Raw genomic sequence first — 26,873 nt, forward strand, 5'->3', positions numbered from 1 at the left:
GCCGTGTCGATTGCCTAAGACGTTGAAATGACCCCGCATTGTACGGGGGCGAAACGAAGGCGTACAGGATGCCCCAGGGCGTGACACTTGTCAGCCAAGAAAAAGCCCGGCGTGATCGCCGGGCTTTTTCAAGTGCGGGGCACTGCAAGCCAGGCTTACAGGATGCTCAGCGGGTACTCGACGATCAGACGCAGTTCGTCGATCGAGCTCGAACCGTAGTAGACACCGTCGCTGGAGCGGTAGGTGGCCTGGCGGACACGGAAGCTCAGGTCTTTCGCTGGGCCGCTCTGCATGACGTACTTGACGTCTACGTCGCGTTCCCATTCCTTACCGTCGTCGGTGGTGCGGGTGGTTGCACCGGTACCGCGTGCGTAACGGGTCATGAAGGTCAGGCCTGGTACGCCGAACTCGGCGAAGTTCAGGTCGTAGCGAGCCTGCCAGGATTTCTCGTCTTCGGCGTTGAAGTCGGAACGGGCGATGGAGTTGGCCAGGAACACGGTGCCGCCGCCGTCCACGCCGTAGGCGTAGTCACCGTCGCCGCTGACTTTCTGGTAGGCCAGGGTGAAGGTGTGGGCGCCGATGTTGTAGGCAGCCGACAGGCTGGCTGCGATGTTGTCGAGCTCGTTGGTGCCGTCGGACTTGGTGACGAATGCACCGGTGCGGTTGGCGCCGATCGACTTGGTGTCATAGATGTTGAAGTCGAACACCAGGCCTTGCTTGTCGCTGATCGGCAGCGCCCAGTTGATGTTGCCGTACCACTTACGGAAGTGATCTTCGATGTGCGAGTAGTAAACGCTGGTGCTGAGGCTGTCAGTGAACGCGTAGGTACCGCCGAAGATGTTGGCTTCGGTCAGGTTCAGGCTGTCATGATAGGTCTGAGCCTGGGCGTTCATGGCGGTGAAGTGACCGGCGTTCAGGGTCAGGCCATTGATCTCGTTGCTGGTGATCAAGCCGCCTTCGGCAACTTCCGGCAGCAAGCGGCTGTCGTCAGTGGCGAATACTGGCATGGCGGTGAACTGGTCACCGAACTTCAGCACGGTATTGGAGATGCGCATTTTTACAGCGCCGCCGCCTTCGGAGTAATCATCCTGCGAACGGCCGTCGGAGCCTTGTGGGAACAGGCCGGTGCCGGCGCGACCTTTGCCGCTGTCCAGTTTCAGGCCGAGCATGCCGATGGCGTCGACGCCGAAGCCTACGGTGCCTTGGGTGAAGCCCGATTCGTAAGTGCCGAGGAAACCAAGGCCGGTTTCTTCCACGCGGCTTTGACTGCCGGCTGGGTTGTTGCGGAAGTCACGGCTGAAGTACAGCATGCGAGTTTTAACGTTCAGCTGGCTGTCTTCGATGAAACCCTTGGACTCGTCTTGTGCAGAGGCGAAAGCCAATTGCGAGGTCCCTGCCGAAACGGCCAGGGCGATCATGCTCCACTTCATCACGCGCATCGTGATTTGCTCCTTTGGTTTTTTAGGAAGAGTACCGCTGCGCCCAAGTCTTTTAGTTATATGGGGCAGCTCTTTCTTGTTATGTCGGCGGAAATGTATAACACGCTGACTGTTGTTGGCGATATGGGCATATCCAAGGTTTCGGGAACTTTATGGCCATGTCGCTTTCAGGTATTTCCATGTCGCAAATCACGTCCCGGATTCCCGGGTCGTACAACGCCAGCGCTGTTCCTGTCACCGTAACGAATCTGTAACTACAGGTTCCGGTTAGGGAAACTCCCTGGTGTATCCAAAGCGGCTGTTGTTATTTGTTGCGTACATCGCTTGATGCAGATGTCGTGCCGACTTGGCGGGAGAGGAATGCAACAAGCGTGCTCAAAATTACCACCGGTTCATGAAATTTTCACAAATGGGGCTGCCGAAGGTCGGAAAGTACCGTAAATACGGGGCGGGACTTGTCTGATGGTGTGCCACAACACGGGCGGTTTTCAAATTCAAAACCTGCCATAAAAGTCAATGTGTTACCGGCAACTGTTCATGCGGAGTCATTCGTGTGGGTAAAAGCGTAGTGGTGCGCTCGTTTGCGGCCTCATTTTGGTGCGAAAAGTAGCGGTGTGTTACCGCGACTGTGCAGGCAGCAGGTATTCATGAACTTAAAGTGTGCAGTGCCGGGCTGCTGTTGCATGCCGGCGTGCGCGAAGCAAGGTATCCTTGCGCAATGTTCCCGTGTCTCGCGGGCCCGTTATCGAGTATTGGAGGTTGGCAGTGGTTGAGATGGATTCGCGTTTGCAGCAAGACACATTTGTACTTGGAGACTTCCCGTTGTGCCGTGTGTTGCTCAGCAAAGACGCCAATTACCCCTGGTTCATCCTGGTGCCTCGTCGCCCTGGGGTGAGCGAATTGTTCGACTTGAGCCAGGAAGACCAGGTGCAGTTGTGGAAAGAAACCACGTACTTGGCTGAAGCGCTGAAGGGCGAATTCAAGGCTGACAAGATGAACGTTGCCACCCTGGGTAACGTTGTCAGCCAGATGCACATGCACGTCATTGTCCGTCACACGCATGACGCCGCTTGGCCAGCGCCGGTATGGGGCAAAGTGCCCGCCGTCGAGTATGCGCCGGGGCAAGTCGACGCCATTGGTCAGCGCCTGCGCGCGCTGCTCAACGATGACTACCAGCAGGTGGCCTGAAGTGTCCTCTGAATCGCGAATCATCGAGCTGGAAACCCGCCAGGCCTTCCAGGACGACACGCTTCAGGCGCTCAATGATGTAGTGGTCGAGCAAGGGCGTGTGATCGAGCGCCTGCAACTGCAGATGGCCGAGCTGCTCAAGCGTTACGAAGAAATGGTGGGGCAATACGGCAGCGAAGGTGAAGAGGCGCCGCCCCCTCATTATTGAGTTGAGGCAGCCCTGGCCTTGCACCAGGGCTGCACACGGTCAGCGACGGGTTACCGCGACCACATCTTCGGCCTGCAGGCCTTTGTCACGGTGCATGACCGAAAACTCGACGCGTTGGCCTTCGACCAGAATGCGGTGGCCTTCGCCGCGGATGGCGCGGAAGTGCACAAAGATGTCATCGCCCGAATCGCGGGAAATGAAGCCAAAGCCTTTGGACGTGTTGAACCACTTGACGGTGCCCGTATCGCGGTTGCCGGCCTCCAAGGGGGCGCTTTGGCTGGTGCGGGCTTTTCGGTTGGCTCGGGCGAAGCCCGCAGCCAGGTGCAGCACCACGGCCAATGCCGCGCAGACCAGGGCGGCCAGGTTGCCCATCTCGGGGCGAGCCAGCAGCGTCAGGGTCTGCAATACCACGGCCACCACCAGCAAGGCGCAAGCCAGGTGCTGCAATTGTTGCCGGGCGCCTCGGTAATACAGCGGCACGACCGGGGCCAATACCAGGTTAAGCAGGCCGAGCAGTGCCAGGTAGACCGCGTCGGGTTGCTGCAGGAAGGGTGTTGCGTCGGTTTTCAGGCTGGGTATGAGCGATAGCAGCAAAGCCGCTACGCCCGTCACCAGATGGACGATCTTGAACATGGGTTGGCTCACAGTTGACAAGCTGATCACAGGAAGAGCTGGCGACACGGTGCGCATGAGGTGTAAAGCGCGAACACGTGATGGGCCAGCCTATGCACCCGGCAATAACAGTCCGCACGGGTGGCACCCTGCCTATTTAACAGCAAAGGCGCAGGCTACTCAAACCGCAGGCCGCCACAGCCGATGTGTTGCGCCATGTCACAGGCGGGTTGCGCCAAGTGTTGATACAGTTGGAAGGGCCTGCTTGATCATCAAGCCTTATGGAAAGGGGAACTTCATGGCAATTGATATCGGTATCAGTGAAGAAGATCGCAAGTCCATCGTCGATGGGCTGTCCCGCCTGTTGTCGGATACCTACGTGCTGTATCTGAAAACCCATAACTTTCACTGGAACGTCACCGGTCCGTCGTTCCGTACCCTGCACCTGATGTTCGAAGAGCAATACAACGAGCTGGCGCTGGCGGTGGACTCGATTGCCGAGCGGATCCGTGCCTTGGGCTTCCCGGCACCGGGGTCCTATGCTTTTTATGCGCGGCATTCTTCGATCAAGGAAGAGGAGGGCGTGCCGGCCGCGGAGGAGATGATCCGTCAGCTGGTGCAGGGCCAGGAGGCGGTCGTGCGCACCGCGCGCAGCATCTTCCCGGTGGTGGACAAGGTCAGCGATGAACCGACCGCCGACCTGTTGACTCAGCGTATGCAGGTGCACGAGAAGACCGCCTGGATGCTGCGCGTCTTGCTGGACGGCCAATAGTCGCCGCGTAGCGTCAGAAGCGTCTGAAAGGCCCGGCTGCCGGCAGTGCAGCCGGGCTTTTTGCGTTTCTGCGGGAAGGTTTTGCCGCTGCTTCGAAGGCGCAGGCTGGCGCTTCATGGTTGCTCTAGGGCCCCGGGTACAGGGGCAATGGCAGTCGCGATGGAGTGGCCGGATGATAGGCATGATGCAACAAGACAAGCGAGGCGGTGGTCAGGGGCGTTGGCCGGGCAAGCAATGCGTTGACCCCTTCAAGGCCGACTTCGACATGCTACAGATCAGGCCGGTGTCGCGCTCGGTCCGGCTCAACGGGTTTTCCACCTGCCTGCGCCTGGAAGCGGTCTACTGGGGGATCCTGGAGCGTATCGCCGAGGCCAACCGCTGCTCGGTCAGCGCGGTGTTGTCCTACGTGGACCGCGAGGTGCATCTGCGCCAGGGTGGGGTGCGCAACTTCAGTGGCCTGATTCGCGTTATCTGCGTCGCCTGGTTGCTTGATCCGCCGAGTGCACGCTGATCGCCAGGCGGGCTGCGCAGTGCTTGCTAACCATATATAATCCCGCTTTTTGCTGCCCCAGCAGCCAGTGTTATGGTTGACGAGAGACACCCATGCCCCTTTATGACTATCAATGTGCGTCCTGCGAGCACCGCATGGAAGTGCTGCAGAAGATCAGCGCTGCGCCGCTGACCGATTGCCCGGCCTGTCAGGCGCCGGCACTGAAGAAGCTGCTGTCGGTACCCGGCTTTCGTCTGAGCGGCACCGGCTGGTACGAAACCGACTTCAAGACCGGGGCCAAAAAGAACCTTGCAGGCGGCGACAAAGCTGACTGAGTTGAATGCTGTGACCGGGTCTTGCAGTATTAGCCCTCTGGGCGGCCAAGGCCTCCACCGAATACACGAATCACGAGAAGCGAAACCACCATCATGATGCGCAGCCATTATTGCGGCCAACTGAACGAGAGCCTGGACGGCCAGGAAGTCACCCTTTGCGGCTGGGTCCATCGTCGCCGCGACCACGGCGGGGTGATCTTCCTCGACATCCGTGACCGCGAGGGCATGGCCCAGGTCGTATTCGACCCCGATCGCGCCGAAACCTTCGCCGCCGCCGACCGTGTGCGCAGCGAATACGTCGTGCAGATCACCGGCAAGGTACGCCGCCGTCCGGAAGGCGCGGTCAACCCGAACATGGCTTCCGGTGGCATCGAAGTCCTGGGCTACGAGCTGCAAGTGCTCAACGAGGCTGAAACGCCGCCGTTCCCGCTCAACGAATACTCCGACGTTGGCGAGGAAACCCGCCTGCGCTACCGCTTCATCGACCTGCGTCGCCCGGAAATGGCCGACAAGCTGCGCCTGCGTTCGCGTATCACCAGCAGCATCCGTCGCTTCCTCGACGAGAACGGCTTCCTCGACGTCGAGACGCCGATCCTCACCCGTGCCACGCCAGAAGGCGCGCGCGACTACCTGGTACCGAGCCGTACCCACGCAGGCAGCTTCTTCGCCCTGCCGCAGTCGCCTCAGCTGTTCAAGCAGCTGCTGATGGTGGCCGGTTTCGACCGCTACTACCAGATCGCCAAGTGCTTCCGCGACGAAGACCTGCGTGCTGACCGCCAGCCGGAATTCACCCAGATCGACATCGAGACCAGCTTCCTCGATGAGTCCGAGATCATGGGCCTCACCGAGAGCATGATCCGCAAGCTGTTCAAGGAAGTCCTGGACCTGGAGTTCGGTGAATTCCCGCACATGACCTTCGAAGAAGCCATGCGCCGTTACGGTTCCGACAAGCCAGACTTGCGTAACCCGCTGGAGCTGGTCGACGTTGCCGATCAGCTCAAGGACGTCGACTTCAAGGTATTCGCCGGCCCGGCCAACGATCCGAAGTGCCGCGTTACCGCCCTGCGTCTGCCAGGCGGCGCCAGCATGCCGCGCAGCAAGATCGACGAGTACACCAAGTTCGTCGGCATCTACGGTGCCAAAGGCCTGGCGTACATCAAGGTCAACGAGCGCGCCAAAGGTGTTGAAGGCCTGCAGTCGCCGATCGTCAAGAACATCCCTGAGGCTAACCTGAACGTGATCCTCGATCGCGTTGGCGCGGTCGATGGCGACATCGTCTTCTTCGGTGCCGACAAGTTCAAGATCGTCAGCGAGGCCCTGGGCGCACTGCGCATCAAGGTCGGCAACGACTTCAACCTGCACACCTGCGAGTGGGCACCGATGTGGGTCGTCGACTTCCCGATGTTCGAAGAGAACGAAGACGGCAGCTTTACCGCGCTGCACCACCCGTTCACCGCGCCGAAGTGCTCGCCAGAAGAGCTCGAGGCCAACCCGGCCACAGCCCTGTCCCGTGCCTACGACATGGTCCTGAACGGTACTGAGCTGGGTGGCGGTTCGATCCGTATCCACCGCAAAGAGATGCAACAGGCGGTGTTCCGTCTGCTGGGTATCGAAGCGGCGGAACAGGAAGAGAAGTTTGGCTTCCTGCTCGACGCCCTGAAGTTCGGTGCACCGCCTCACGGTGGCCTGGCCTTCGGCCTGGACCGCCTGGTCATGCTGATGACCGGCGCCCAGTCGATCCGTGAAGTGATCGCCTTCCCGAAAACCCAGAGCGCTGCCTGCGTCATGACCCAAGCCCCAGGCATGGTCGACGCCAAGGCCTTGCGCGAGCTGCACATCCGCCTGCGCGAACAGACCAAGGTCGAGTAAGCGGGCCCCGGGCGCATCCAGATGGATGCGCCTTTGCGTTACGGCGCAGGTATTTTTGTCGTTGCGCCCCGTCAGGGGCGCAACTGTTTGTGTTTCAAAGAATTTGGAGTCGTTATGGCTGGTCATTCCAAGTGGGCAAACATCAAGCACCGCAAAGAGCGCCAGGATGCCAAGAGAGGCAAGATCTTCACCAAGTGGATTCGCGAGCTGACCGTTGCCGCCAAGCAAGGCGGTGGTGACCCGGCGTCCAACCCGCGTCTGCGCCTGGCCCTGGACAAGGCGCTCGGCGCCAACATGAGCCGCGATATCATCGACCGTGCCGTGGCCCGTGGTGCTGGCACCAACGAAAGCGACAACGTCGAAGAGCTCAGCTACGAGGGCTACGGCCCAGGTGGCGTGGCGATCATGGTCGAGGCCATGACCGACAACCGCAACCGTACCGCGGCAGCCGTGCGTCATGCCTTCACCAAGTGTGGCGGCAACCTCGGTACCGACGGTTCGGTGGCCTACCTGTTCGAGCGCAAGGGCCAGATCAGCTTCGCGCCGGGCGTTGATGAAGACGCCTTGATGGAAGCCGCGATGGAGGCCGATGCCGACGACGTCGTCGCCAATGACGATGGTTCGTTCGACGTCTTCACCTCGTTCAACAGCTTCTATGCCGTGCGTAATGCCTTGGAAGAGGCTGGCTTCAAGGCCGATGACGCCGAAATCGTCATGCAGCCGACCACCAGTGCCGAACTGGATCAGGAAGGTGCGGAGAAGGTGATCAAGCTGATCGACATGCTTGAAGACCTGGATGATGTGCAGAACGTCTATTCCAATGCGCAGATTTCCGACGAGATCATGGAAAAACTCGGCTAAGGTTTTCCTTTGGCCTTTGCGGCCATTCGCGGGCAAGCCCGCTCCCACAGCTACCGCACGGTGCCTATGGGAGCGGGCTTGCCCGCGAATGGCCACTACTGATTGCAACAACATTGCAGGCGTTATGACTCTGATTCTTGGTATCGACCCCGGCTCGCGCATCACCGGGTATGGCGTTGTGCGCCAGACTGCCCGTGGTTGCGATTACGTGGCGTCGGGTTGTATCCGCACGGGCAGTGGTGAGTTGCACGAACGTCTGCAGATTGTCTTTCGCGGTGTCAGTGAGATCATCAAGCTGCACGAGCCGGTGACCATGGGCATCGAACGGGTGTTCATGGCCCGCAACCCCGACTCGGCGCTCAAGCTCGGCCAGGCCCGCGGTGCGGCAATCGTCGCCGCCGCCGAGGCCGGCCTGGAAATCGCCGAATACAGTGCCACCCAGGTCAAGCAGGCCGTGGCGGGTACGGGTGGGGCCAACAAGGAGCAAGTGATGATGATGGTCATGCACCTGCTCAAACTCACGAAGAAGCCGCAGATCGACGCCTCCGACGCCCTGGCCATCGCCCTGTGCCATGCCCACACCCGCTCCAGCCTGGTACCGCACGGCCTGGCCACGGCACGGCGTCGCGGCGGGCGCTTGCGTCTGTAGTCGCTTCATGCGGTGATACACATTTTGTTCAGGTGAAGCGTTCACCTGAGGCATTTGCTGATAGGGTTGAGCGGTCTTTGATCGGCTCCCCAAGAGGAAGGATCGGAACGTGATTGGACGTTTGCGCGGCACCCTGGCGGAAAAGCAACCGCCACACCTGATTATCGACGTCAATGGCGTGGGCTATGAGCTGGAAGTGCCCATGACCACCCTGTATCGCCTGCCCAAGGTCGGCGAAACGGTTACCGTGCATACCCACCTGGTGGTGCGCGAAGACGCGCACCTGCTCTACGGGTTCCACGAAAAGCGCGAGCGCGAACTGTTCCGCGAACTCATTCGCCTCAATGGTGTTGGGCCGAAGCTGGCGCTGGCCTTGATGTCGGGCCTGGAAGCCGACGAGCTGGTGCGCTGCGTGCAGGCACAGGACACCTCGGCCCTGGTGCGCGTACCCGGTGTCGGCAAGAAGACCGCCGAGCGTTTACTGGTCGAACTCAAGGACCGCTTCAAGGCCTGGGAAACTTCACCGGCCATGTTCACCCTGGTGTCGGACGGGCCGGTGCCGGTCAGCAGTGCCTCCACGGCCGAGGCCGATGCCGTCAGTGCGCTGGTTTCCCTGGGCTACAAGCCGCAGGAAGCCAGCAAGGCAGTGTCCGCCATCAAGGACAAGGCAGGCCTGAGCAGTGAAGAGCTGATCCGCGCCAGCCTCAAAGGGATGATTACCAAGTGATCGAAGCCGACCGTCTGATCGCCGCCAGTGGGCGTGACCGCGAAGAGGTCCAGGACCGCGCGATCCGCCCCCTGCGCCTGGACGAATACATCGGGCAACCGGTGGTGCGTGAGCAGATGTCGCTGTTCATCCAGGCGGCTCGTGGTCGCAGCGAGTCACTCGACCATACCTTGATCTTTGGCCCGCCCGGCTTGGGCAAGACCACCTTGGCCAACATCATCGCCCACGAGATGGGCGTTTCGGTCAAGAGCACCTCGGGGCCGATCCTCGAGCGCCCGGGTGACCTGGCGGCGATGCTGACCAACCTCGAACCCCATGATGTGCTGTTCATCGACGAAATTCACCGGCTTTCACCGGTGGTCGAAGAAGTGCTCTACCCCGCGATGGAAGACTTCCAGCTCGACATCATGATCGGCGAAGGGCCCGCCGCCCGCTCGATCAAGCTCGACTTGCCGCCGTTCACCTTGGTGGGTGCCACCACCCGCGCCGGCATGCTGACCAACCCCTTGCGTGACCGCTTCGGCATCGTCCAACGTCTGGAGTTTTACAGCGACAAGGACCTGGCAACCATCGTCAGCCGCTCCGCTGGCATCCTGGGCCTGGTCATCGAAGATCAGGGCGCCTTCGAGATTGCCCGCCGTGCCCGTGGCACGCCGCGTATCGCCAACCGCCTGCTGCGCCGTGTGCGCGATTATGCCGAAGTGCGCGGCAAGGGTCAGATCACCAAGGCTGTGGCCGACCTGGCGCTGAACCTGCTGGACGTCGACGAGCGTGGTTTCGACCATTCCGACCGCCGCTTGCTGTTGACCATGATCGAGAAGTTCGACGGTGGCCCGGTGGGGGTAGACAACCTCGCCGCCGCCATCAGTGAAGAGCGTCATACCATCGAAGACGTGCTTGAACCCTACCTGATCCAGCAGGGTTACATCATGCGTACGCCGCGCGGCCGTGTGGTCACCCGGCATGCCTACCTGCACTTTGGCCTGAATGTTCCTGGGCGTTTGGGGGAGGGTGGTGATTTTTCCGAGCCAGGCGATGAATGACAGATCAAAACCGGCTTTTTGTGGTCCTACCGCTGGCATGCCCTCGGCGCGCTGGCAATAAGACATTAATGAGAAAAAACAGTTGCCGCAGCGGATTGGCAAGCTGAGGAGTAAGCACTAGAGTATGCGCGCGCAAAATCAGCTCGAACCGTTCGCCCACCGTTGTCGCGTCTACTACGAAGACACCGATGCGGGCGGCGTGGTGTATTACGTCAACTACCTGAAATTCATGGAGCGCGCGCGTACCGAGCGGCTGCGGCACCTGGGCTTTTCCCAGTTGCAGTTGGCCGGGGAGAACCTGCTGTTCGTGGTCCATTCCAGCGAGGCGCGCTACCACGCGCCGGCGCGGTTGGACGATGAACTGCGGGTGACCGCGCAAGTACTTGAACTCAATCGTGCCAGCCTGCGCTTCGTGCAGCAGGTCTGGCGGGAAAAGGATGAAACGCTGCTCTGCGAGGGGCAGTTCCTGGTGGCCGCCGTGCGCGCCGACACTTTCAAACCCCGAGCCATACCCCCCAAGCTGCGCGACGCCTTTATGGCGGACGGCTCGGGTACTCAATCGAATGCAGGAGAATAAGCGTGGAAGCTAACGTCGTCGACCATACCTCCATGTGGAGTCTGGTCAGCAATGCCAGCGTGGTAGTACAGCTGGTAATGCTGATCCTTGTGGCCGCCTCGGTCACCTCATGGATCATGATCTTCCAGCGCAGCACCATGCTGCGCGCCGGTCGTCGAGCGCTGGATGCCTTCGAGGAGCGTTTCTGGTCGGGTATCGACCTGTCCAAGCTGTACCGTCAGGCCGGCAGCAACCCAGACCCGGATTCGGGTGTGGAGCAGGTCTTCCGTGCAGGCTTCAAAGAGTTCTCGCGCCTGCGTCAGCAGCCGGGTGTAGACCCGGACGCGGTCATGGAAGGCGTTGGCCGAGCCATGCGCGTGGCCATCTCGCGTGAAGAAGAAAAGCTCGAGCAGAGCCTGCCGTTCCTCGCCACTGTCGGTTCGACCAGCCCATACATCGGCCTGTTCGGTACCGTATGGGGCATCATGAACTCCTTCCGCGGCCTGGCCAGCGCCCAGCAAGCCACCCTGGCCACGGTTGCCCCCGGTATTGCCGAAGCGTTGATCGCCACGGCGATCGGCCTGTTCGCAGCAATCCCAGCCGTTATCGCGTACAACCGTTTCGCCGCGCGCAGCGAAGTGCTGATCGGTCGTTACTACACCTTCGCCGACGAGTTCCAGGCGATCCTGCACCGCAAAGTGCACACCAGCGAAGAGTAATCAGGTAGAAGCCCATGGCCCGAGTTCGCCACAAACGCAAGCCGGTCGCCGAGATGAACGTGGTGCCCTACATCGACGTGATGCTGGTGCTGCTGGTCATCTTCATGGTGACGGCCCCAATGCTCAACCAGGGCGTGAAGGTCGACCTGCCCAAGGTTTCCAGTGAAGCCTTGCCGCAGGACAACAACGTCCAGATCCTCACCATTTCCATCAAGGCCGACAAGACCTACTACTGGAACCTCGGCAGCGAAGTCGATACCGACAAGCAGATGGACAAGGCCATGACCTTGCCCGACATGACCAACGCAGTGACCAAGATCATTGCCGCCGGCCGTGACCAGGGCAAGCAGACACAGGTCTTCATTCGTGGCGACAAGGCTGTCGACTACGGCGCGGTCATGGGTGCCATGGGCGGGTTGCAGAAGGCCGGTGTCGGTAACGTTGGCCTGATTACCGAGGCGCCCTGATGCAACAGCGAGAGCCATCCGCCTCGGAAAGCTACTTCTGGCCCAGTGTCTGGGCCATCGGTCTGCACGTGCTGGTGTTCGGCATGCTGTTCGTCAGTTTTGCCATGACGCCTGAACTGCCGCCTTCCAAGCCGATCGTCCAGGCTACCCTGTATCAGCTGAAGTCCAAGAGCCAGGCGACTACCCAGACCAATCAGAAGATTGCCGGGGAAGCGAAGAAAACCGCCTCGCGCCAGACCGAAGTCGAGCAGTTGGAACAGAAGAAGGTCGAGCAAGAGGCCGTGAAGGCCGCGGAACAAAAGAAAGCCGACGCCGCTCAAAAGGCCGAAGAGGCTCGCGAAGCCGCCGAGGCCAAGAAGGCTGAAGCCGCTGAAGCCAAGAAAGCTGAGGAGGCTGCCAAGGCCACCGAGGCCAAGAAAGCCGCCGAAGCCAAGAAAGCCGAGGAGGCGAAGAAGGCCGCCGAGAAACAGCAGGCCGACATCGCCAAGAAGAAGGCTGAGGAAGAGGCCAAGAAGAAAGCCGACGAGGAGGCCAAGAAAGAGGCCGCCGAAGAAGCGAAAAAGCAAGCCGCCGAGGACGCCAAGAAAAAGGCAGCCGAAGAGGCCAAGAAGAAAGCAGCCGAGGACGCCAAGAAGAAAGCGGCGGCCGAGGACGCGAAGAAGAAGGCAGCTGAAGAGGCCAAGAAAAAGGCCGCTGCAGACGCCCAGAAGAAAAAGGCACAGGAAGCGGCCCGCAAGTCGGCGGAAGACAAGAAAGCCCAGGCCCTGGCCGAGCTGTTGTCCGACACCACAGAGCGGCAGCAGGCACTGGCTGACGAGCAAGGCGACCAGGTGGCCGGCAGTTTCGACGACCTGATCCGTTTGCGAGCGGCCGAAGGCTGGGCGCGTCCGCCTTCCGCGCGTAAGGGCATGACGGTGGTCCTGCAGATCAACATGTTGCCAGATGGCACCATCACCAATGCCAGCGTTCTGCGCTCCAGTGGCGACGGTCCGTTCGACAGTTCGGCGGTGGCAGCAGTGAAGAACATCGGTCGTCTGACCGAAATGCAGGGTATGAAGCCGAGCGATTTCAATCAGTATCGTTCGTTCAAGATGACATTTACACCTGAGGATCTAGCGTTGTGATTAAACGTCTGAGAGGACTGCTGGTCATGCTCTGCTGCGTAGCAGGCATGGCGGTGGCAGATGAAAAGAACATCCTGGTCACCAGTGGCAGCGACCGGGCCACTCCCATCGCGGTAGTGCCGTTCGGTCTGCAGGGCGGCAGCGTGCTGCCCGAAGACATGGCCGAGATCATCGGCAACGACCTGCGCAACTCCGGCTACTACTCGCCGATTCCGCGTCAGAACATGATCAGCCAGCCTTCCCAGGCCAGCGAAGTCATCTTCCGTGACTGGAAAGCGTTGGGCGCGCAGTACGTCATGGTCGGCAGCATCGTGCCGTCCGGCGGTCGCCTGCAGGTGCAGTACGCCCTGTTCAACGTCGCCACCGAGCAGCAAGTGCTGACCGGTAGCGTGGCGGGCAGCGTCGACCAGTTGCGTGACATGTCGCACTACATCGCCGACCAGTCGTTCGAAAAGCTCACCGGCATCAAGGGTGCGTTCTCGACCCGTATGCTGTACGTGACGGCCGAGCGTTTCTCTACCAACAACACCCGTTACACCCTGCAGCGTTCGGACTACGACGGTGCCCGGGCAGTGACCCTGCTGCAATCGCGCGAGCCGATCCTGTCGCCACGCTTTGCACCGGATGGCAAGCGCATTGCCTATGTGTCGTTCGAGCAGAAGCGCCCGCGCATCTTCGTTCAGCACATCGACACCGGTCGCCGTGAGCAGGTCACCAACTTCGAAGGCCTCAACGGCGCGCCCGCCTGGTCGCCGGATGGTTCGCGCCTGGCGTTCGTGCTGTCCAAAGATGGCAACCCGGACATCTACGTGATGAACGTGGCGTCGCGTCAGATCAGCCGTGTCACTGCCGGCCCGGGTATCAATACCGAGCCGTTCTGGGGCAAAGATGGCAACACCCTGTACTTCACCTCCGACCGTGGCGGCAAGCCGCAGATCTATAAGCAGTCGGTCAGTGGTGGTGGTGCTGAGCGCGTAACTTTCGTGGGTAACTACAACGCCAACCCGAAACTTTCGGCGGACGAAAAGACGCTGGTGATGATTCACCGTCAGCAAGGCTTCACCAACTTCAAAGTGGCGGCACAGGACTTGCAACGCGGAAGTGTAAAGATTCTCTCGGAAACAAGTCTTGATGAGTCTCCCACTGTTGCGCCAAACGGCACCATGCTAATCTACGCCACCCGCCAGCAGGGCCGGGGAGTCTTGATGCTCGTGTCGCTTAATGGCCGCGTGAGGCTCCCACTTCCTACCGCTCAAGGCGAAGTCAGAGAACCGTCCTGGTCCCCTTTCCTGAACTGATTGCGGCGTAATACGTTTTGCTTAACACACTGGGGTTTCATTAGGAGTTTCACGATGGAAATGCTGAAGTTTGGTAAATTCGCTGCGCTGGCTCTGGCCATGGCTGTAGCTGTAGGTTGCTCCTCGAAAGGCGGTGACAACGCTGGTGAAGGCGCTGTTGACCCGAACGCTGGCTACGGTGCCAACACTGGCGCTGTTGACGGCTCCCTGAGCGAAGAAGCCGCCCTGCGCGCAATCACCACCTTCTACTTCGAATACGACAGCTCGGACCTGAAGCCAGAAGCCATGCGCGCTCTGGACGTTCACGCCAAGGACCTGAAGTCCAACGGCAACCGCGTTGTTCTGGAAGGCAACACCGACGAGCGCGGCACCCGCGAGTACAACATGGCTCTGGGTGAGCGTCGTGCCAAGGCCGTTCAGCGTTACCTGGTTCTGCAGGGCGTTTCCCCTGCTCAGCTGGAACTGGTCTCCTACGGTGAAGAGCGTCCGGTTGCCACTGGCAACGACGAGCAATCCTGGGCTCAGAACCGTCGCGTAGAACTGCGTAAGTAAGTTCCTATGCGAATGTGCCGCCGTGTTGTAACCGTCCTCGCACTCAGCCTGCCGCTCGCGGCCTGGGCTGAGGTCCCTGTAGTAGATGACAACGCGGGTGGGTATCCACCTGCGGGTTATGGCACGAGCGGCGCCTATGCCGGGGCAGGGGCTTCGACCCCTGCCTCAGCACAGGGCCAGCTGTTCATGCAGCTGCAACAGATGCAGGATCAGCTTTCCCGCCAGCAAGGCATCATCGAAGAGCTGCAAAACGATGTGTCGCGCATGAAGCAGGAAAACCTGGAGCGATACCAGGATCTGGACCGTCGCATCAATAGTGGTGCCGCGCCTGCCGCGACCCCTGACAATTCCGCTACCGGTGGCGCATCCAATGCCGCCGCCGGTGCAGCAGCAGGCGCCGCTGGCGCTGCTGCACAACAACCGGCCGCCAGCAGCGAGCCCGGTGATCCGGCGAAAGAAAAGCTCTACTACGATGCTGCTTTCGATCTGATCAAGCAGAAGGACTTCGACAAGGCCAGCCAGGCGTTCAACGCCTTCCTGCGCAAGTACCCCAACAGCCAGTACGCCGGCAACGCCCAGTACTGGCTGGGTGAGGTGAACCTGGCCAAGGGCGACCTGCCGGGTGCCAGCCAGGCCTTCGCTCAGGTGAGCCAGAAGTACCCCAAGCACAGCAAGGTGCCTGATTCGCTGTACAAGCTGGCCGACGTCGAGCGCCGCATGGGCCACACCGACAAGGTCAAAGGCATTCTGCAACAGGTCATCACCCAGTACCCCGGCACCTCTGCCGCACAGCTGGCGCAGCGCGACCTGCAGAAGCTCTAAGCAGCACCTTTCAAAAGAAACCCGCGCGAGTCGCGGGTTTTTTCGTTAGAATCAGTGCCCTTTTTCCTAAACACGCTGCTGCGGATAACGCCATGTCGAGTCCGCGACAGTGCCTGACGGAGGCGGACAGCCTGTTTAGCTGTCACGCCCGTGGCGATCATGCAAGACACATTACGCATCACCGAAGTCTTTTACTCGTTGCAGGGTGAAACACGAACGGCTGGGCTGCCCACGGTATTCGTGCGCCTGACCGGTTGCCCCCTGCGCTGTCAGTACTGCGACAGTGCCTACGCCTTCACTGGCGGCACTATTCGCTCCCTCGATTCGATCATGGAACAAGTGGCCGGCTTCAAGCCGCGCTACGTCTGTGTCACTGGTGGCGAACCGCTGGCCCAGCCCAATGCCTTGCCTTTGCTCCAGCAGCTGTGCGATGCCGGCTACGAGGTCTCGCTCGAGACCAGTGGCGCCCTGGATATTTCCGGCACCGACACCCGCGTCAGCCGTGTGGTCGACCTGAAGACCCCAGGCTCCGAGGAGTCGCACCGCAATCGCTATGAGAACATCGAGCACCTGACCCGCAACGACCAGGTCAAGTTCGTGATCTGCTCCCGTGAGGATTATGACTGGGCCGTGTCCAAGCTGATCCAGTACAACCTGGCCGAGCGTGCCGGCGAGGTGTTGTTCTCGCCCAGCCACCACCAGGTGAGCGCAAGTGACCTGGCCGACTGGATCGTTGCCGACAACCTGCCCGTACGTTTCCAGTTGCAGCTGCACAAGCTGCTGTGGAACGACGAACCCGGACGTTGATTGAGGAGTTGCAGTACATGACTGAGAAACGCGCGGTAATCTTGCTGTCCGGTGGCCTGGACTCGGCCACGGTGGTGGCCATGGCCAAAGCCGAAGGCTACAGCTGCTACACCATGAGTTTCGACTATGGCCAGCGTCATCGGGCCGAGCTCGATGCTGCCGCCCGTGTGGCGCGTGACCTGGGTGTGGTCGAGCACAAGGTCATTGGCCTGAGCCTGGACGGTATCGGTGGCTCGGCCCTGACCGACAGCAGCATCGACGTGCCGGAAACCCCAGGTGAAGGCATCCCGGTCACCTACGTACCGGCGCGCAACACCGTTTTCCTGTCCTTGGCCCTGGGCTGGGCGGAAGTGCTCGAAGCGCGTGACATCTTCATCGGCGTCAATGCCGTGGATTACTCCGGTTACCCGGACTGCCGCCCCGAATTCGTCGAAGCGTTCGAGCGCATGGCCAACCTGGCGACCAAGGCGGGTGTCGAAGGGCAGGGCTTCCGCATCCAGGCACCGTTGCAGAACTTGAGCAAGGCGCAGATCGTTCAAGCGGGCATCGCCCGGGGTGTGGATTACAGCCTGACGGTTTCCTGCTACCAAGCCGACGATCAAGGCCGTGCCTGCGGCAAGTGCGACAGCTGCCGCCTGCGTGCTGATGGCTTCAAGGCTGCCGGGGTGACCGACCCGACGCGTTATTTTTGATTTTTTTTATGGCGAGGTGTTGATTTCCCGTTAGAAATCAGTATTATACGCGCCATCCAACGGGTCGTTAGCTCAGTTGGTAGAGCAGTTGGCTTTTAACCAATTGGTCGTAGGTTCGAATCCTACACGACCCACCATACGCAGTAAGTCAAAGCCCGCTACCGGCAACGGTAGCGGGCTTTGTCGTTTCTGGCGCGAACTGCCGGTTACTCAGCCCACTCCGGATCCCCGGTAAACACCACGGTCAACCAACGGTCCGGCCCTTCGCCGCCCACGGCATCGCCGATCTCGTTGCGCAGCGCATCCCACTCATCGATGGTTTTCGCGCCCATGCCGGTAGGCACGATGAAGTACAGCTCGATCTCCCGCGAGCGCCCTACCTTGGCCACATAGGCGCGGTACGACTGCAGCCCGTGGCGCGCAACGAAGGCCTTGGCGACTTCGTCGACATGCAGTTTGAGGTCCCCTGGCGTCACCAGGAATATCTCTGAAAACGCCTGGCGTACCACCGACAGCGGCAGTGGAATAATCACCAGGCAGACCAGTGCCAGCACCGCCGGGTCGATGTACGGGGACATCCATTCCCACTGCGTGCCCTGTACCGCATAGCCAAAGCAGAAAGCGATCAGCAACGCGGCGGTGATGCTTGCCGACATCACCCAACCCTTGACGTCCATGCGTACGAAGTCCGACCCCAGCTTGCGATTGGCTCGGGCTTCGACGACTGCGATGGTCACGCAGGCGATCACGGTCACTACCGCGTAGACCATGGCGATGCCGAACTCCAGGTGCCGCCCGCCTTGCAGCACGCTGCTGACGGCGTTGATCAGCGCATAGATGGCCACGCCGCTGAGCAGGATGCCATTGAGCGCTAGCACCATGGGTTCCAGGTGCCAGAAGCCCATGGTGAAGCGCTCACGCAGCTTGCGTGACATCTGCAGGCTGGTGGCGTGAGAGGTGATCAGCTTGACCACCACCAGCGACAGGCCGCTCATGCTGGCGTCGACCAGTGAGTAAACGCCGTCGAAGATGATCGAGAACGAGCCCGAGGCCAGGCCGAAGGCAATGCCGATGGTGGCGATGAACAGGGTAACGGCGATCGAGGTGCGTAGCAGGCCTTGTTCGCTGGTGATGTCGAAGAACGGGGTTTTGTTTGTTGCTTGCATGGGTAAAGCTCTTTCAAAAGGTGGGTTGCCTGTGCTGGCCCTTTCGCGGGCAAGCCCGCTCCCACAGGGTAAAGTGCAGTTTCGAAGGCTGCACAGGTCCTGTGGGAGCGGGCTTGCCCGCGAAGAGGCCGGTACCGGCTAAACGCGAAACTGCTCCATCAAGGCTTGCTGTTGATTGGCCAGCCGGTTCAGCGCCTGGCTGATCCGCGCCGATTCATCGGCCTGGCCAGCCAGCGATTCTGTCACATCACGAATACCTGCCACGTTACGGTTCACTTCCTCGGCCACCGCACTTTGCTCCTCGGCTGCCGACGCGATTTGCAGGTTCATGTCGCTGATCACCGCCACCGCCTCGCCGATACGCTGCAGGGCCGGCAGCGCCTGTTCCATGCGCGTTGCGCTGGCCTGGGCCTGGCGCTGGCCCTCGTGCATGGCGCCCACCACATCCTGGGTGCCTTGCTGCAGGCCCTCGATGACCTGGCGGATTTCCTCGACCGACACCTGAGTACGCTGGGCCAGGCTGCGCACTTCATCGGCGACCACGGCGAAGCCACGGCCAGCCTCGCCGGCGCGGGCCGCTTCGATGGCGGCATTGAGCGCCAGCAGGTTGGTCTGCTCGGCAATCGCGCGGATCACCTCCAACACCGAGCCGATCTGATCGCTGCGGCTTTCCAAGGTGCGCGCCTCGTCCATCGCGGTGTTCATGTCGGCTGCCAGGCGGTCGATGGCCTGGCGTGTGCTGGCAATCAGTTGCAGGCCTTCGCGGCTTGCCTGGTCGGCGCCACGTGCCGCCTGGGCGGCTTGGGAGGCGTTGTGGGCTACATCCAGCGCGGTGGCGCTCATTTCGTTGGCCGCGGTGGCGACCTGCTCGATTTCCCGGTGCTGTTGCTGCATGCCGCTACTGGTCTGGCTGGCGATGGCGGCGGACTGGTCGGCAGTGCCACGGGCTTCCTGCAGCGAGCCTTTGACCTGGGCGATCACCGGCTGGAGTTTGTCGAGAAAGCGGTTGAACCAGCCGGTCAGTTGGCCCAGTTCGTCCTCGCGGGCATAGTCCAGGCGGCGCGTGAGGTCACCTTCGCCGCTGGCGATGTCTTTCAGGCGCGCGGCGACGGCAAGAATCGGCCGCGTCACGCCGCGGGCGGTCAGCCACACCAGTACCAGGCCCAGCACAGCGGCGCCAAGGCCGATCAGCAGGCTGGTGAGGTTGGCAGTTTGGTTGTGCGCATCCAGGCGTTGGTTGAGCGCCATGGCCGGTGCTTGCAGCACGCTTTCAGGCAACTCCAGCAACACTTGCCAGGGCGCTGCGTCGGGGATGGGGCTGAACGGGTGAGCAACGCGCAGCAAGCCGTTCGGTACCGCCGCGTCCAGCGCCTTGCCGAGCTGGCTGCTGTCGCGGCTGTGGCCCGCCAGCAGGCCGGCCGGGCTGACGATGCTGACCTGGCCCTGGCCGTCGAACAGCTCCTGGCGGCCGTTCAGGCTCAACTGCTGCAGGTTGTCCAGGCCTATGTCCAGGCCGACCACACCAACGACCTTGCCGTTTTCCAGCAGGGGCAGGGCAATGCTGGTCATCAGCACCTGGCGGCCGTTGACCTCGTCGAGGTACGGCTCGAGCATGCAAGTCCGCGCGGTTTCTTGCGGGCAGGTCAACCAGCGGTTCTGCGGGCTGCCGCTGGTGCTGGTGCGGGTGTCGGCGAGCATCGCCTCAGGCATGGCTTCTTGCTCCAGGGTGCCTGGGCGTGGCTGCGACCAGTACAGCGAGAAGCGCCCGCTGTCGTTGCTGCCCACGGCCTCCTGGGCGACGAACTGGCTGTCCTGGTGGTCCAGCGCGTCGGGCTGGAACACCAGGTACAGGCCGATCACGTCCGGGTTGCTGGCCAGGCTGGCGCGCGCCTCGCGGGTCAGCTCGCCACGCAAGTCGTTGCCGCCGCGGGCCTTCAGCACCTGTACCAGGCGTCGGAAGCCATTACCGTGCTGATAGGCATCCATGAAGTAGCGCTGGATACGCAGCGCCTGGGTTTCGGCGTGCGCCTGCAGGCGCAGGCGCGCGCTGTGGTCGAGCATTTCCGAGTTGGCCTGGCTGACCAATGCCGCGCTGCGCCGGGCCTGGGTCAGCGAGGTGGTGACCAGTAGTGCGACGATGGCCAGCAGGCACAAGCCGGCAAGCAGGGTGATCTTCCACTGGATGGAGAGGCGACGCAGCGACATGAGGGCTTTCCTTTTCGATCAAGGACAACGCCCGCGGTCAGGCGCGGGCGTTGTCGGCAGCGTGGGTCATTCAGCAATGCAGTTCGGTGGCGCAACCCTGAAGGCCTTGGTCAGCCAGGCCAGGTAGATCACCCCGAGCAGTGCCCAAAGCCCGCCGAACATCAAGGAGTGCTCGTTCAGGTCCAGCCACAGCGAAACGATGATGCAGAAGCCGATGGTCGGCAGTACCAGGTACTTCAGCTTGTTGGCCAAGCCTTTGCGGTTGCCTTCGCGCAGGTAGCAGTGGTTGATCACCGACAGGTTGACGAAGCTGAACGCGACCAGGGCGCCAAAGTTGATGATCGACGTGGCGGTGACCAGGTCGAAGAAGATCGCCGACAGCGAAATCAGCCCGACCACGGCGATGTTCATCACCGGCGTCTTGTAGCGTGAATGCAGGCGGGCAAAGATGCTGGCCGGGATTACATTGTCGCGGCCCATCACGTACAGCAGGCGCGAGACGCTGGTCTGCGAGGCCAGGCCCGAGGCGATGGTATTGATCACGGTGCAGGCGATGAACACGGACTGGAACAGCTTGCCGCCCACGTACAGGGCGATCTCCGGCAGGGCGGCTTCCTGGTCATGGAAGCGCGCCATGGTCGGGAAGTAGGCCTGGATGAAGTACGACACCAGGATGAACACCATCCCGCCGATCAGCGCGGTCAGGAAGATGGCCCGTGGGATGGTCTTGCCCGGGTCGCGGGTTTCTTCCGACAGGCACGTCACTGCGTCGAAGCCCAGGAACGAGAAGCACAGGATGGTGGCACCAGCGGCCAAGGCGCTGAGGTGGGTCTGGTTGTCGGCGAACGGCAGCAGGCTCCAGGTGGTGCCCAGCCCTTCGCCGTGGCCCAGGCCACGCACGCAGAGGTAGATGAACACCGCAATGATCGCGACCTGCACCGCCACGAACAATAGGTTGAAGTGCGCCACCAGGTTGATGCTGCGCATGTTGATCAGGCTGATCAGGCTGACGAACCCGGCCACCCAGACCCACGCCGGCACTTCTGGGAACATGGCCGACAGGTAGAGCTTGGCCAGCAAGGCATTGACCATGGGCAGCAGCAGGTAGTCCAGCAGCGATGACCAGCCCACCAGGAAGCCCACGTGCGGGTTGATGGCGCGCTGGGTGTAGGTATAGGCCGAGCCCGATTGTGGGAAGCGTCGTACCAGGGTCCCGTAGCTCACCGCCGTGAACAGGATACCGGCCAGCGCCAGGATGTAGGCGCTGGGCACGTGCCCGGCGGTGATGCCGGAAACAATGCCGAAGGTGTCGAACACGGTCATCGGCGTCAGGTAGGCCAGGCCGATGATCACCACGTGCCAGAGGCGCAGGGATTTGCGGAATTGGTCGCCGCCGGAAGCGCTGTGGTCAGGCTGCATGCTGGCATGGCTCCTGCGGCTGGACGTGAACGGCGGGCACAGTGAGTTGCGCATGCGGCAAGGGCGAGCGGGTGGGCTCCATGTTGTTCACCTTTATTGTTCGGAGCAGAGGGAGGCGCGTGCGAGGCGCCGGTTGTTCTTTGTGGGGTGGGCGCGGTGCAAGTGGTGAAAATAAAAAACGATGGGTAGGTTGGTGTCAAGTTAAACATGACAAGATGTTGCCAAACTGAAGCATTTATCGATTTCAATGGAGTTTTGTTCAGTTTTTGCGCGGTTTTTTGCGGTTTTGATCGATTTATATGTTCGTAAAATTGAACAAATAGGATGTTGCCTATGGGCCTATCAGACGGATCCTAAAAGCGGGTTTTCTCGGTTTCGGCCACCACCTGGCCGTGGCTGCGGTGATATTCTTCAGGCCTTGCGTGGCACCTTGGCCACGTGTAAGCCCTTATGGACAGCATTCGGTTCTATTCATGAAGAAATCAGTAGGCATCCTTACCGGCCTGGCCATTGCCATTGCCGTCGCAACCACCACTGGCGCCTGGTACACCGGCGAGCGCTTGCCTGCGGAGCTGGAATATTCCGTCAACCGCAGCAACGCCGAACTGAAAAAAGCCCTGGTGGGCGTCGGTGGCAGCCTGACCGTCGAACTGGTCTCGCTGGATCGGCACTTCTTCAGCAGTACCGCCCAGTACCGGCTCAAGGCCAAGGACATCAACCTGGGCGACGACGAAGTGGTCAGTTTCGATGTAGGCATGACCGACCAGATCGAGCACGGCCCATTCCCGTGGTCGCGGGTCAAGGCACTGAAGCTGATGCCCGTGCTGGCTGTCAGCAACAGCACCCTGCAGAAGGACGATTTCACCGCCCCCTGGTTCGCGGCAGCGGGCGAACAGGCGCCGGTCAGCGCGCAGACCAGCCTAGGCTACGGCGGCAACGTCGACAGTACGGTCCTGCTGGCCCCGCTCAAGGTCAACGAAACCGACGGCAACAGCCTCGCGTTCTCGGGCATGCAGTTGCAGCTCAGCGGCGACCGCGAAGGCAAGGCGACGAAATTCCAGGGCAGCGCCGAGCGCTTCGAAATGAAGTGGGTGCACGACGATCAGCCGCCTGCCACCTTCGAGCTGAAGGGCTTGAAGGTCGACGGCGACCTGGCCGCCACCCAGCATGATGCGATCTATGTCGGCAAGGTCGACCTGTCGCTGGCGGAAACCAAGGTGACCTTGGGGCCCAAGCAGCAGGTGCTGTTGATCAAAGGCTTTGAGCAGAAAGCCCAGCAAGCCCTCGACGGCCCGGACACCGTCGGTGGGCGCGCGGATTACACGCTGGCGGATATCACCTGGGACGGCCGCGCCGTCGGCAATGCGCAGATGGCCGTGAGCATCAAGTCGGTCAATGCACCGGCGCTGCAAGCGCTGTCGCACTGGTACCAGGCGCACTTGCCGGAGTTCGAGGCTGCGGCCGCAGCGGGCCAGGCAGTGCCACAGATCCAGATGGACGAAGCCGAGAAGGCCAAGTTCCAGGCTGACCTGCAGCAGCTGCTGGCCTCCAAGCCCAAGCTCGCGGTAGAAAACCTGTCGTTCAAGACCGCCAACGGCGAGAGCCGCTTCAACCTGGCAATGGACTTCGCCAGCCCGGCCTCCTTCGACCTGCCGCCCGACCAACTGAGCAAACAACTGATCACCGAGGTCAAGACGTCGCTGTCGCTGTCCAAGCCGATGATCGGTGACCTGGCAACTTTGCAGGCGCTTTTGGACGGGCAGACCGATGCCCAGGCCATCGCCATGCAGTCGAGCCAGGCAGGTGAAATGGTTGGCATGATGGCGCTGCAGAGCGGCATGGCCACGGTGCAGGGCAACGACGTGGTGACCCGCCTGCACTATGCCGATGGCATGGTCGACTTCAATGGCCAGAAGATGACCGTAGAAGAGTTCGCCATGCTGATGTCCATGCGTCTTGCCGCCTTGCAGCCGCAAGGTTGATTCGCTAAGCCTGCCCCGGCTCGTTCGCCGGGGCAGGCTGCATAAAAACCCCTTTTGAATTCCCTCGATTGTCTGTAGCCTTCGGCGTCCGATAATAATCCGCGCCCGCAGAGGGCCGTGATGGCCTGCGCGCCGTCCGGCGCCCTTAGCCGATCTGCCAGGGCCGGGTGATACACTCGATTTGATGCGCGCACGCGCTTGCAGGTCCAGCGATCATGACCCAGATTTCCGAACGCCTGTTGGTTCAGGCCCACCTCGACGCCAAACAGCTCAACCCGCTGACAGCCGAGCAGGAGGCCGAATACCGTGCGGCCATCGCTGCCGAGCTCAAGGCCCAGAACGCCGTGCTGGTCGCCCATTACTACTGCGACCCGGTGATCCAGGCGCTGGCCGAAGAAACCGGCGGCTGCGTATCCGACTCGCTGGAAATGGCCCGCTTCGGCAAGAACCACCCCGCCGAAACCGTGGTCGTCGCCGGCGTGCGCTTCATGGGTGAGACGGCAAAAATTCTCACCCCCGAAAAACGCGTGCTGATGCCCACCCTGGAAGCCACCTGCTCCCTCGACCTGGGTTGCCCGGTCGAAGCGTTTTCGGCGTTCTGCGACCAGCACCCGGAACGCACCGTGGTGGTGTATGCCAATACCTCGGCGGCCGTGAAGGCCCGTGCCGATTGGGTGGTGACCTCGAGCTGCGCACTGGAGATCGTCGAAAGCCTGATGGACAACGGCGAGACCATCATCTGGGGCCCGGACCAGCACCTGGGCCGTTACATCCAGAAGCAGACCGGTGCCGACATGCTGCTGTGGGACGGTGCGTGCATCGTCCACGAAGAATTCAAGTCGCGTCAGTTGGCCGACATGAAGGCGCTTTACCCGGATGCCGCGATTCTGGTCCACCCCGAATCGCCAGAATCGGTGATCGACCTGGCTGACGCGGTTGGCTCCACCAGCCAGTTGATCAAAGCCGCGCAGACCCTGCCGAACAAGACCTTCATCGTCGCGACTGACCGCGGCATCTTCTACAAGATGCAGCAGCTGTGCCCGGACAAGGAATTCGTCGAGGCCCCGACTGCCGGTAACGGTGCTGCGTGCCGCAGCTGCGCGCACTGCCCGTGGATGGCGATGAACACGCTGGAGCGGGTGTTGGAATGCTTGCGCACGGGCAGCAACGAGATTTTCGTTGATCCGGCGTTGGTGCCCAAGGCGATCAAACCGCTTAACCGCATGCTGGATTTCACCCAGGCGGCGCGCTTGAAGCTTTCGGGTAACGCCTGAAAATGCTGGGGCCGCTCTGCGGCCCATTCGCAGCACAACACTGCCCCTACAGGGGAATACGATCTCCTGTAGGAGCAGCCTTGTGCTGCGAATGGAGCGCAAAGCGCTCCCGAAAAACTCAGCGCCCCATCATCTCCCTGACCATCCGCTGCTGCTCCATGACCTCGCGCTGGCGCTGATCAATCTGTGACGCCAGCGGGAAGTTGCTCCCCGCACGACGCTTGGCGTAATCCAGCTGCTGGATAGCCTGGTCGAAGTCACCGACCAAGGTGAAGTACTCGGCACGCGCCCGGTGCAAGCCGATGGTATTACCCGACAACCCCCGCACTTCGGCAACGTCGTACCACACATCCGGATCATCCGGCCGGCTCTTGAGCAGGTCGTTCAGTACTTTTTCCGCTTCAGCTGGCTTGTTCTGCTTCACCAGCAGGTCGGCCCGCACCTGTTTCAGTGGGTAGTTGCCCGGGTACAGCCCCTGCATGCGCTCGGCACGCTGCTGGGCGTCAGCGAGGCGGTTGTTGGTGATGTCCAGGTCGATCTGCGCGAGGTTATAGGTAATGTCGTTGGGCGCTTTGGCCAGCAACGGCTTGAGCAGTTCGCGGGCTTCGTTGAGCTGGCCACCCTTGACCTGCGCCAGGGCCAGGCCGTAGCGTGCGGCGTCCAGCTTGGGGTCTTCATCCAGCTGGGCGCGGAAGCGCTTGGCGGCAAGGCCTGGGGTGCCTTCGTAGGTGAGGGCCACGCGGGCGCGGATCAACTGGTAGCGCTGGGTGTCTTCGATGCCGCCCTTGGGCGCCTGCTCGGCGCGGTTGCGGGTGTCGGCAACGCGCGACTCGGTAACCGGGTGAGTCAGCAGGAATTCTGGCGGCTTGGCATCGTAGCGGTACTGACGCGCCAGGCGCTCGAACATGCTCGGCATGTTGCGCGGGTCGTAGCCGGCCTTTTCCAGGTTCTGGATACCGACGCGGTCGGCTTCCTGCTCGTTTTGCCGCGAAAAGCGCCGCTGCTCTTGGATCGCCGCCGCCTGGGTGCCGGCAATCATGCCGATGCCAGCGTCGCCAGCGCCCCCGGCCGCCAGCACGATGCCAGCCAGCAGCGCTGCCATCATGGGCAGTTGCATGCGTTGCTGGGCTTCGACGCCACGGGCAAAGTGGCGCTGCGACAAGTGCGCCAGTTCGTGCGCCAGTACCGAGGCGTATTCGCCCTCGGTCTGGGCATTGAGGAACAGGCCGCCGTTGACCCCGACGATGCCCCCAGGGGCGGCGAATGCGTTGAGCTCGCGGCTGTCGATCAGGATGAATTCCAAGCGTCGGTCCTGCAGCTGGCTGGTTTCTGCCAGGCGGTACACGCTGGTTTCGACGTAGTCTTTGAGCTGCGGGTCGTTCAGCTGGTTGACCTGGCCACGCAACAGGCTGAGCCAGGCGCGGCCGAGCTGGTGTTCCTGCTGCGGCGAGACGATCGCAGAGCTGGCATCACCCAGTGATGGCAGGTCGTCAGCATGGCCGGGAAGGGCCATCAGGCAGGCCAGCGTCAACAGGGTAGGGCGCAGTAGATTCATGCACGAAGCTCGCGTCGGGTCAAAGGCCTCTACTGTAGCCCG

The 26,873-nt window shown here is 61.5% G+C and carries 27 protein-coding genes, 1 tRNA gene and 1 pseudogene; 22 read left to right on the forward strand and 7 right to left on the reverse strand.

Annotated elements, in window-relative coordinates:
• Nucleotides 1–155 precede the first annotated feature (155 nt).
• Entirely contained in the window at nt 156–1,439 is a 1,284-nt protein-coding gene (locus tag ACMCNM_RS05865) for an OprD family porin (protein WP_085272416.1), read from the reverse strand.
• A 765-nt stretch (nt 1,440–2,204) separates the two neighbouring features.
• On the opposite strand from ACMCNM_RS05865, the gene ACMCNM_RS05870 reads away from it, so the two are divergent.
• Both ACMCNM_RS05870 and ACMCNM_RS05875 read left to right on the forward strand, forming a co-directional pair.
• The gene (locus ACMCNM_RS05870) at nt 2,205–2,627 is read left to right on the forward strand and encodes an HIT family protein (protein WP_097151314.1); all 423 of its coding nucleotides are present in this window, start codon (nt 2,205–2,207) and stop codon (nt 2,625–2,627) included.
• Nucleotide 2,628: 1 nt separating this feature from the next.
• Nucleotides 2,629–2,835 (forward strand): SlyX family protein, encoded by a 207-nt coding sequence (locus ACMCNM_RS05875; protein ID WP_027594674.1) that lies wholly within the window; start codon nt 2,629–2,631, stop codon nt 2,833–2,835.
• Between the two features lie 39 nt (nt 2,836–2,874).
• Here ACMCNM_RS05875 and ACMCNM_RS05880 read toward each other — a convergent pair whose 3' ends face one another.
• Nucleotides 2,875–3,468 (reverse strand): cold-shock protein, encoded by a 594-nt coding sequence (locus ACMCNM_RS05880; protein ID WP_027594673.1) that lies wholly within the window; start codon nt 3,466–3,468, stop codon nt 2,875–2,877.
• Nucleotides 3,469–3,745: 277 nt separating this feature from the next.
• Here ACMCNM_RS05880 and ACMCNM_RS05885 point away from each other — a divergent pair, with 277 nt between their 5' ends.
• The 18 genes from ACMCNM_RS05885 (at nt 3,746) to ACMCNM_RS05970 (ending at nt 17,367) form a co-directional block, all read left to right on the forward strand.
• The gene (locus ACMCNM_RS05885) at nt 3,746–4,219 is read left to right on the forward strand and encodes a Dps family protein (protein ID WP_027594672.1); all 474 of its coding nucleotides are present in this window, start codon (nt 3,746–3,748) and stop codon (nt 4,217–4,219) included.
• A gap of 181 nt (nt 4,220–4,400) precedes the next feature.
• Nucleotides 4,401–4,730 (forward strand): ribbon-helix-helix domain-containing protein, encoded by a 330-nt coding sequence (locus ACMCNM_RS05890; protein ID WP_027594671.1) that lies wholly within the window; start codon nt 4,401–4,403, stop codon nt 4,728–4,730.
• A gap of 92 nt (nt 4,731–4,822) precedes the next feature.
• Nucleotides 4,823–5,044, forward strand: coding sequence for an FmdB family zinc ribbon protein (locus ACMCNM_RS05895; RefSeq protein ID WP_027594670.1), 222 nt, complete (start codon nt 4,823–4,825; stop codon nt 5,042–5,044).
• A 93-nt stretch (nt 5,045–5,137) separates the two neighbouring features.
• The gene (gene aspS, locus ACMCNM_RS05900; RefSeq protein ID WP_412764074.1) at nt 5,138–6,913 is read left to right on the forward strand and encodes an aspartate--tRNA ligase; all 1,776 of its coding nucleotides are present in this window, start codon (nt 5,138–5,140) and stop codon (nt 6,911–6,913) included.
• A 114-nt stretch (nt 6,914–7,027) separates the two neighbouring features.
• Nucleotides 7,028–7,774, forward strand: coding sequence for a YebC/PmpR family DNA-binding transcriptional regulator (locus ACMCNM_RS05905; protein ID WP_027594668.1), 747 nt, complete (start codon nt 7,028–7,030; stop codon nt 7,772–7,774).
• Between the two features lie 124 nt (nt 7,775–7,898).
• The gene (ruvC, locus tag ACMCNM_RS05910; RefSeq protein WP_412764075.1) at nt 7,899–8,423 is read left to right on the forward strand and encodes a crossover junction endodeoxyribonuclease RuvC; all 525 of its coding nucleotides are present in this window, start codon (nt 7,899–7,901) and stop codon (nt 8,421–8,423) included.
• Between the two features lie 109 nt (nt 8,424–8,532).
• Nucleotides 8,533–9,150: a Holliday junction branch migration protein RuvA gene (gene ruvA / locus ACMCNM_RS05915; protein ID WP_027594666.1), complete on the forward strand. Its 618-nt coding sequence runs from the start codon at nt 8,533–8,535 to the stop codon at nt 9,148–9,150.
• Entirely contained in the window at nt 9,147–10,193 is a 1,047-nt protein-coding gene (gene ruvB / locus ACMCNM_RS05920; protein WP_027594665.1) for a Holliday junction branch migration DNA helicase RuvB, read from the forward strand. The genes ruvA and ruvB overlap by 4 nt, the downstream gene beginning before the upstream one ends.
• 124 nt (nt 10,194–10,317) lie before the next feature.
• On the forward strand, nt 10,318–10,770 hold the full coding sequence (gene ybgC, locus ACMCNM_RS05925; protein ID WP_027594664.1) for a tol-pal system-associated acyl-CoA thioesterase: 453 nt from the start codon (nt 10,318–10,320) through the stop codon (nt 10,768–10,770).
• Nucleotides 10,771–10,772: 2 nt separating this feature from the next.
• Complete coding sequence (tolQ, locus tag ACMCNM_RS05930) at nt 10,773–11,468, forward strand: protein TolQ (protein ID WP_008090219.1); 696 nt, start codon at nt 10,773–10,775, stop codon at nt 11,466–11,468.
• A 14-nt stretch (nt 11,469–11,482) separates the two neighbouring features.
• The gene (gene tolR, locus ACMCNM_RS05935; protein ID WP_012273765.1) at nt 11,483–11,935 is read left to right on the forward strand and encodes a protein TolR; all 453 of its coding nucleotides are present in this window, start codon (nt 11,483–11,485) and stop codon (nt 11,933–11,935) included.
• A complete protein-coding gene (tolA, locus tag ACMCNM_RS05940) occupies nt 11,935–13,059 on the forward strand; it encodes a cell envelope integrity protein TolA (protein WP_033694212.1) in 1,125 nt (374 codons plus the stop codon). Before tolR ends, tolA begins: the two co-directional genes overlap by 1 nt.
• A gap of 26 nt (nt 13,060–13,085) precedes the next feature.
• Entirely contained in the window at nt 13,086–14,357 is a 1,272-nt protein-coding gene (gene tolB / locus ACMCNM_RS05945) for a Tol-Pal system beta propeller repeat protein TolB (protein WP_033694211.1), read from the forward strand.
• 54 nt (nt 14,358–14,411) lie between these two features.
• Nucleotides 14,412–14,909, forward strand: coding sequence for a peptidoglycan-associated lipoprotein Pal (pal, locus tag ACMCNM_RS05950; RefSeq protein WP_008090230.1), 498 nt, complete (start codon nt 14,412–14,414; stop codon nt 14,907–14,909).
• 6 nt (nt 14,910–14,915) lie between these two features.
• Nucleotides 14,916–15,731: a tol-pal system protein YbgF gene (ybgF, locus tag ACMCNM_RS05955; protein ID WP_027594661.1), complete on the forward strand. Its 816-nt coding sequence runs from the start codon at nt 14,916–14,918 to the stop codon at nt 15,729–15,731.
• 159 nt (nt 15,732–15,890) lie between these two features.
• On the forward strand, nt 15,891–16,538 hold the full coding sequence (queE, locus tag ACMCNM_RS05960) for a 7-carboxy-7-deazaguanine synthase QueE (RefSeq protein ID WP_186680983.1): 648 nt from the start codon (nt 15,891–15,893) through the stop codon (nt 16,536–16,538).
• 17 nt (nt 16,539–16,555) lie between these two features.
• Nucleotides 16,556–17,230 carry a 7-cyano-7-deazaguanine synthase QueC gene (gene queC, locus ACMCNM_RS05965; protein ID WP_027594659.1) on the forward strand — a complete coding sequence of 225 codons (675 nt, stop codon included), beginning with the start codon at nt 16,556–16,558 and terminating at the stop codon, nt 17,228–17,230.
• Between the two features lie 61 nt (nt 17,231–17,291).
• Nucleotides 17,292–17,367 (forward strand) — tRNA-Lys (locus ACMCNM_RS05970).
• Nucleotides 17,368–17,436: 69 nt separating this feature from the next.
• Here ACMCNM_RS05970 and ACMCNM_RS05975 read toward each other — a convergent pair.
• The 4 genes and pseudogenes from ACMCNM_RS05975 to ACMCNM_RS05990 all read right to left on the reverse strand — a co-directional run bounded on the left by ACMCNM_RS05975 (nt 17,437) and on the right by ACMCNM_RS05990 (nt 22,020).
• Nucleotides 17,437–18,396 carry a cation diffusion facilitator family transporter gene (locus ACMCNM_RS05975; RefSeq protein ID WP_412764076.1) on the reverse strand — a complete coding sequence of 320 codons (960 nt, stop codon included), beginning with the start codon at nt 18,394–18,396 and terminating at the stop codon, nt 17,437–17,439.
• Nucleotides 18,397–18,534: 138 nt separating this feature from the next.
• Entirely contained in the window at nt 18,535–19,290 is a 756-nt protein-coding gene (locus tag ACMCNM_RS05980) for a methyl-accepting chemotaxis protein (RefSeq protein WP_371097899.1), read from the reverse strand.
• Nucleotides 19,291–19,392: 102 nt separating this feature from the next.
• A pseudogene (locus tag ACMCNM_RS05985) lies at nt 19,393–20,601 on the reverse strand (HAMP domain-containing protein); the annotation flags it as partial.
• Nucleotides 20,602–20,667: 66 nt separating this feature from the next.
• A complete protein-coding gene (locus tag ACMCNM_RS05990) occupies nt 20,668–22,020 on the reverse strand; it encodes an APC family permease (protein WP_186680979.1) in 1,353 nt (450 codons plus the stop codon).
• Between the two features lie 473 nt (nt 22,021–22,493).
• Between ACMCNM_RS05990 and ACMCNM_RS05995 the strand changes: the two genes are divergently transcribed.
• Both ACMCNM_RS05995 and nadA read left to right on the forward strand, forming a co-directional pair.
• Nucleotides 22,494–24,002, forward strand: a complete 1,509-nt coding sequence (locus tag ACMCNM_RS05995; RefSeq protein ID WP_412764077.1) for a YdgA family protein — start codon at nt 22,494–22,496, stop codon at nt 24,000–24,002.
• A 215-nt stretch (nt 24,003–24,217) separates the two neighbouring features.
• Nucleotides 24,218–25,276 carry a quinolinate synthase NadA gene (gene nadA / locus ACMCNM_RS06000; RefSeq protein WP_027594654.1) on the forward strand — a complete coding sequence of 353 codons (1,059 nt, stop codon included), beginning with the start codon at nt 24,218–24,220 and terminating at the stop codon, nt 25,274–25,276.
• A gap of 118 nt (nt 25,277–25,394) precedes the next feature.
• Here nadA and ACMCNM_RS06005 read toward each other — a convergent pair whose 3' ends face one another.
• The gene (locus ACMCNM_RS06005) at nt 25,395–26,831 is read right to left on the reverse strand and encodes a M48 family metalloprotease (RefSeq protein ID WP_412764078.1); all 1,437 of its coding nucleotides are present in this window, start codon (nt 26,829–26,831) and stop codon (nt 25,395–25,397) included.
• Nucleotides 26,832–26,873: the final 42 nt, after the last annotated feature.

This window comes from Pseudomonas sp. NGC7 (assembly GCF_047159675.1).
GTDB lineage: Bacteria > Pseudomonadota > Gammaproteobacteria > Pseudomonadales > Pseudomonadaceae > Aquipseudomonas > Aquipseudomonas kermanshahensis.

What these genes read in the sequence shown, in the direction of transcription:
- ACMCNM_RS05885 (WP_027594672.1), top strand. Translation starts at nt 3,746, where the DNA reads ATGGCAATTGATATCGGTATCAGTGAAGAAGATCGCAAGTCCATCGTC.
- ACMCNM_RS05865 (WP_085272416.1), bottom strand. Translation starts at nt 1,439, where the DNA reads ATGCGCGTGATGAAGTGGAGCATGATCGCCCTGGCCGTTTCGGCAGGG.
- ACMCNM_RS05975 (WP_412764076.1), bottom strand. Translation starts at nt 18,396, where the DNA reads ATGCAAGCAACAAACAAAACCCCGTTCTTCGACATCACCAGCGAACAA.
- queE (WP_186680983.1), top strand. Translation starts at nt 15,891, where the DNA reads ATGCAAGACACATTACGCATCACCGAAGTCTTTTACTCGTTGCAGGGT.
- ybgF (WP_027594661.1), top strand. Translation starts at nt 14,916, where the DNA reads ATGCGAATGTGCCGCCGTGTTGTAACCGTCCTCGCACTCAGCCTGCCG.
- ACMCNM_RS06005 (WP_412764078.1), bottom strand. Translation starts at nt 26,831, where the DNA reads ATGAATCTACTGCGCCCTACCCTGTTGACGCTGGCCTGCCTGATGGCC.
- ruvC (WP_412764075.1), top strand. Translation starts at nt 7,899, where the DNA reads ATGACTCTGATTCTTGGTATCGACCCCGGCTCGCGCATCACCGGGTAT.
- ACMCNM_RS05880 (WP_027594673.1), bottom strand. Translation starts at nt 3,468, where the DNA reads ATGTTCAAGATCGTCCATCTGGTGACGGGCGTAGCGGCTTTGCTGCTA.
- aspS (WP_412764074.1), top strand. Translation starts at nt 5,138, where the DNA reads ATGATGCGCAGCCATTATTGCGGCCAACTGAACGAGAGCCTGGACGGC.
- nadA (WP_027594654.1), top strand. Translation starts at nt 24,218, where the DNA reads ATGACCCAGATTTCCGAACGCCTGTTGGTTCAGGCCCACCTCGACGCC.
- tolA (WP_033694212.1), top strand. Translation starts at nt 11,935, where the DNA reads ATGCAACAGCGAGAGCCATCCGCCTCGGAAAGCTACTTCTGGCCCAGT.
- ACMCNM_RS05890 (WP_027594671.1), top strand. Translation starts at nt 4,401, where the DNA reads ATGATGCAACAAGACAAGCGAGGCGGTGGTCAGGGGCGTTGGCCGGGC.
- tolB (WP_033694211.1), top strand. Translation starts at nt 13,086, where the DNA reads ATGCTCTGCTGCGTAGCAGGCATGGCGGTGGCAGATGAAAAGAACATC.
- tolR (WP_012273765.1), top strand. Translation starts at nt 11,483, where the DNA reads ATGGCCCGAGTTCGCCACAAACGCAAGCCGGTCGCCGAGATGAACGTG.
- ACMCNM_RS05895 (WP_027594670.1), top strand. Translation starts at nt 4,823, where the DNA reads ATGCCCCTTTATGACTATCAATGTGCGTCCTGCGAGCACCGCATGGAA.
- ACMCNM_RS05905 (WP_027594668.1), top strand. Translation starts at nt 7,028, where the DNA reads ATGGCTGGTCATTCCAAGTGGGCAAACATCAAGCACCGCAAAGAGCGC.
- ybgC (WP_027594664.1), top strand. Translation starts at nt 10,318, where the DNA reads ATGCGCGCGCAAAATCAGCTCGAACCGTTCGCCCACCGTTGTCGCGTC.
- ACMCNM_RS05990 (WP_186680979.1), bottom strand. Translation starts at nt 22,020, where the DNA reads ATGCAGCCTGACCACAGCGCTTCCGGCGGCGACCAATTCCGCAAATCC.
- ACMCNM_RS05980 (WP_371097899.1), bottom strand. Translation starts at nt 19,290, where the DNA reads ATGCAGCAACAGCACCGGGAAATCGAGCAGGTCGCCACCGCGGCCAAC.
- pal (WP_008090230.1), top strand. Translation starts at nt 14,412, where the DNA reads ATGGAAATGCTGAAGTTTGGTAAATTCGCTGCGCTGGCTCTGGCCATG.
- ACMCNM_RS05995 (WP_412764077.1), top strand. Translation starts at nt 22,494, where the DNA reads ATGAAGAAATCAGTAGGCATCCTTACCGGCCTGGCCATTGCCATTGCC.
- queC (WP_027594659.1), top strand. Translation starts at nt 16,556, where the DNA reads ATGACTGAGAAACGCGCGGTAATCTTGCTGTCCGGTGGCCTGGACTCG.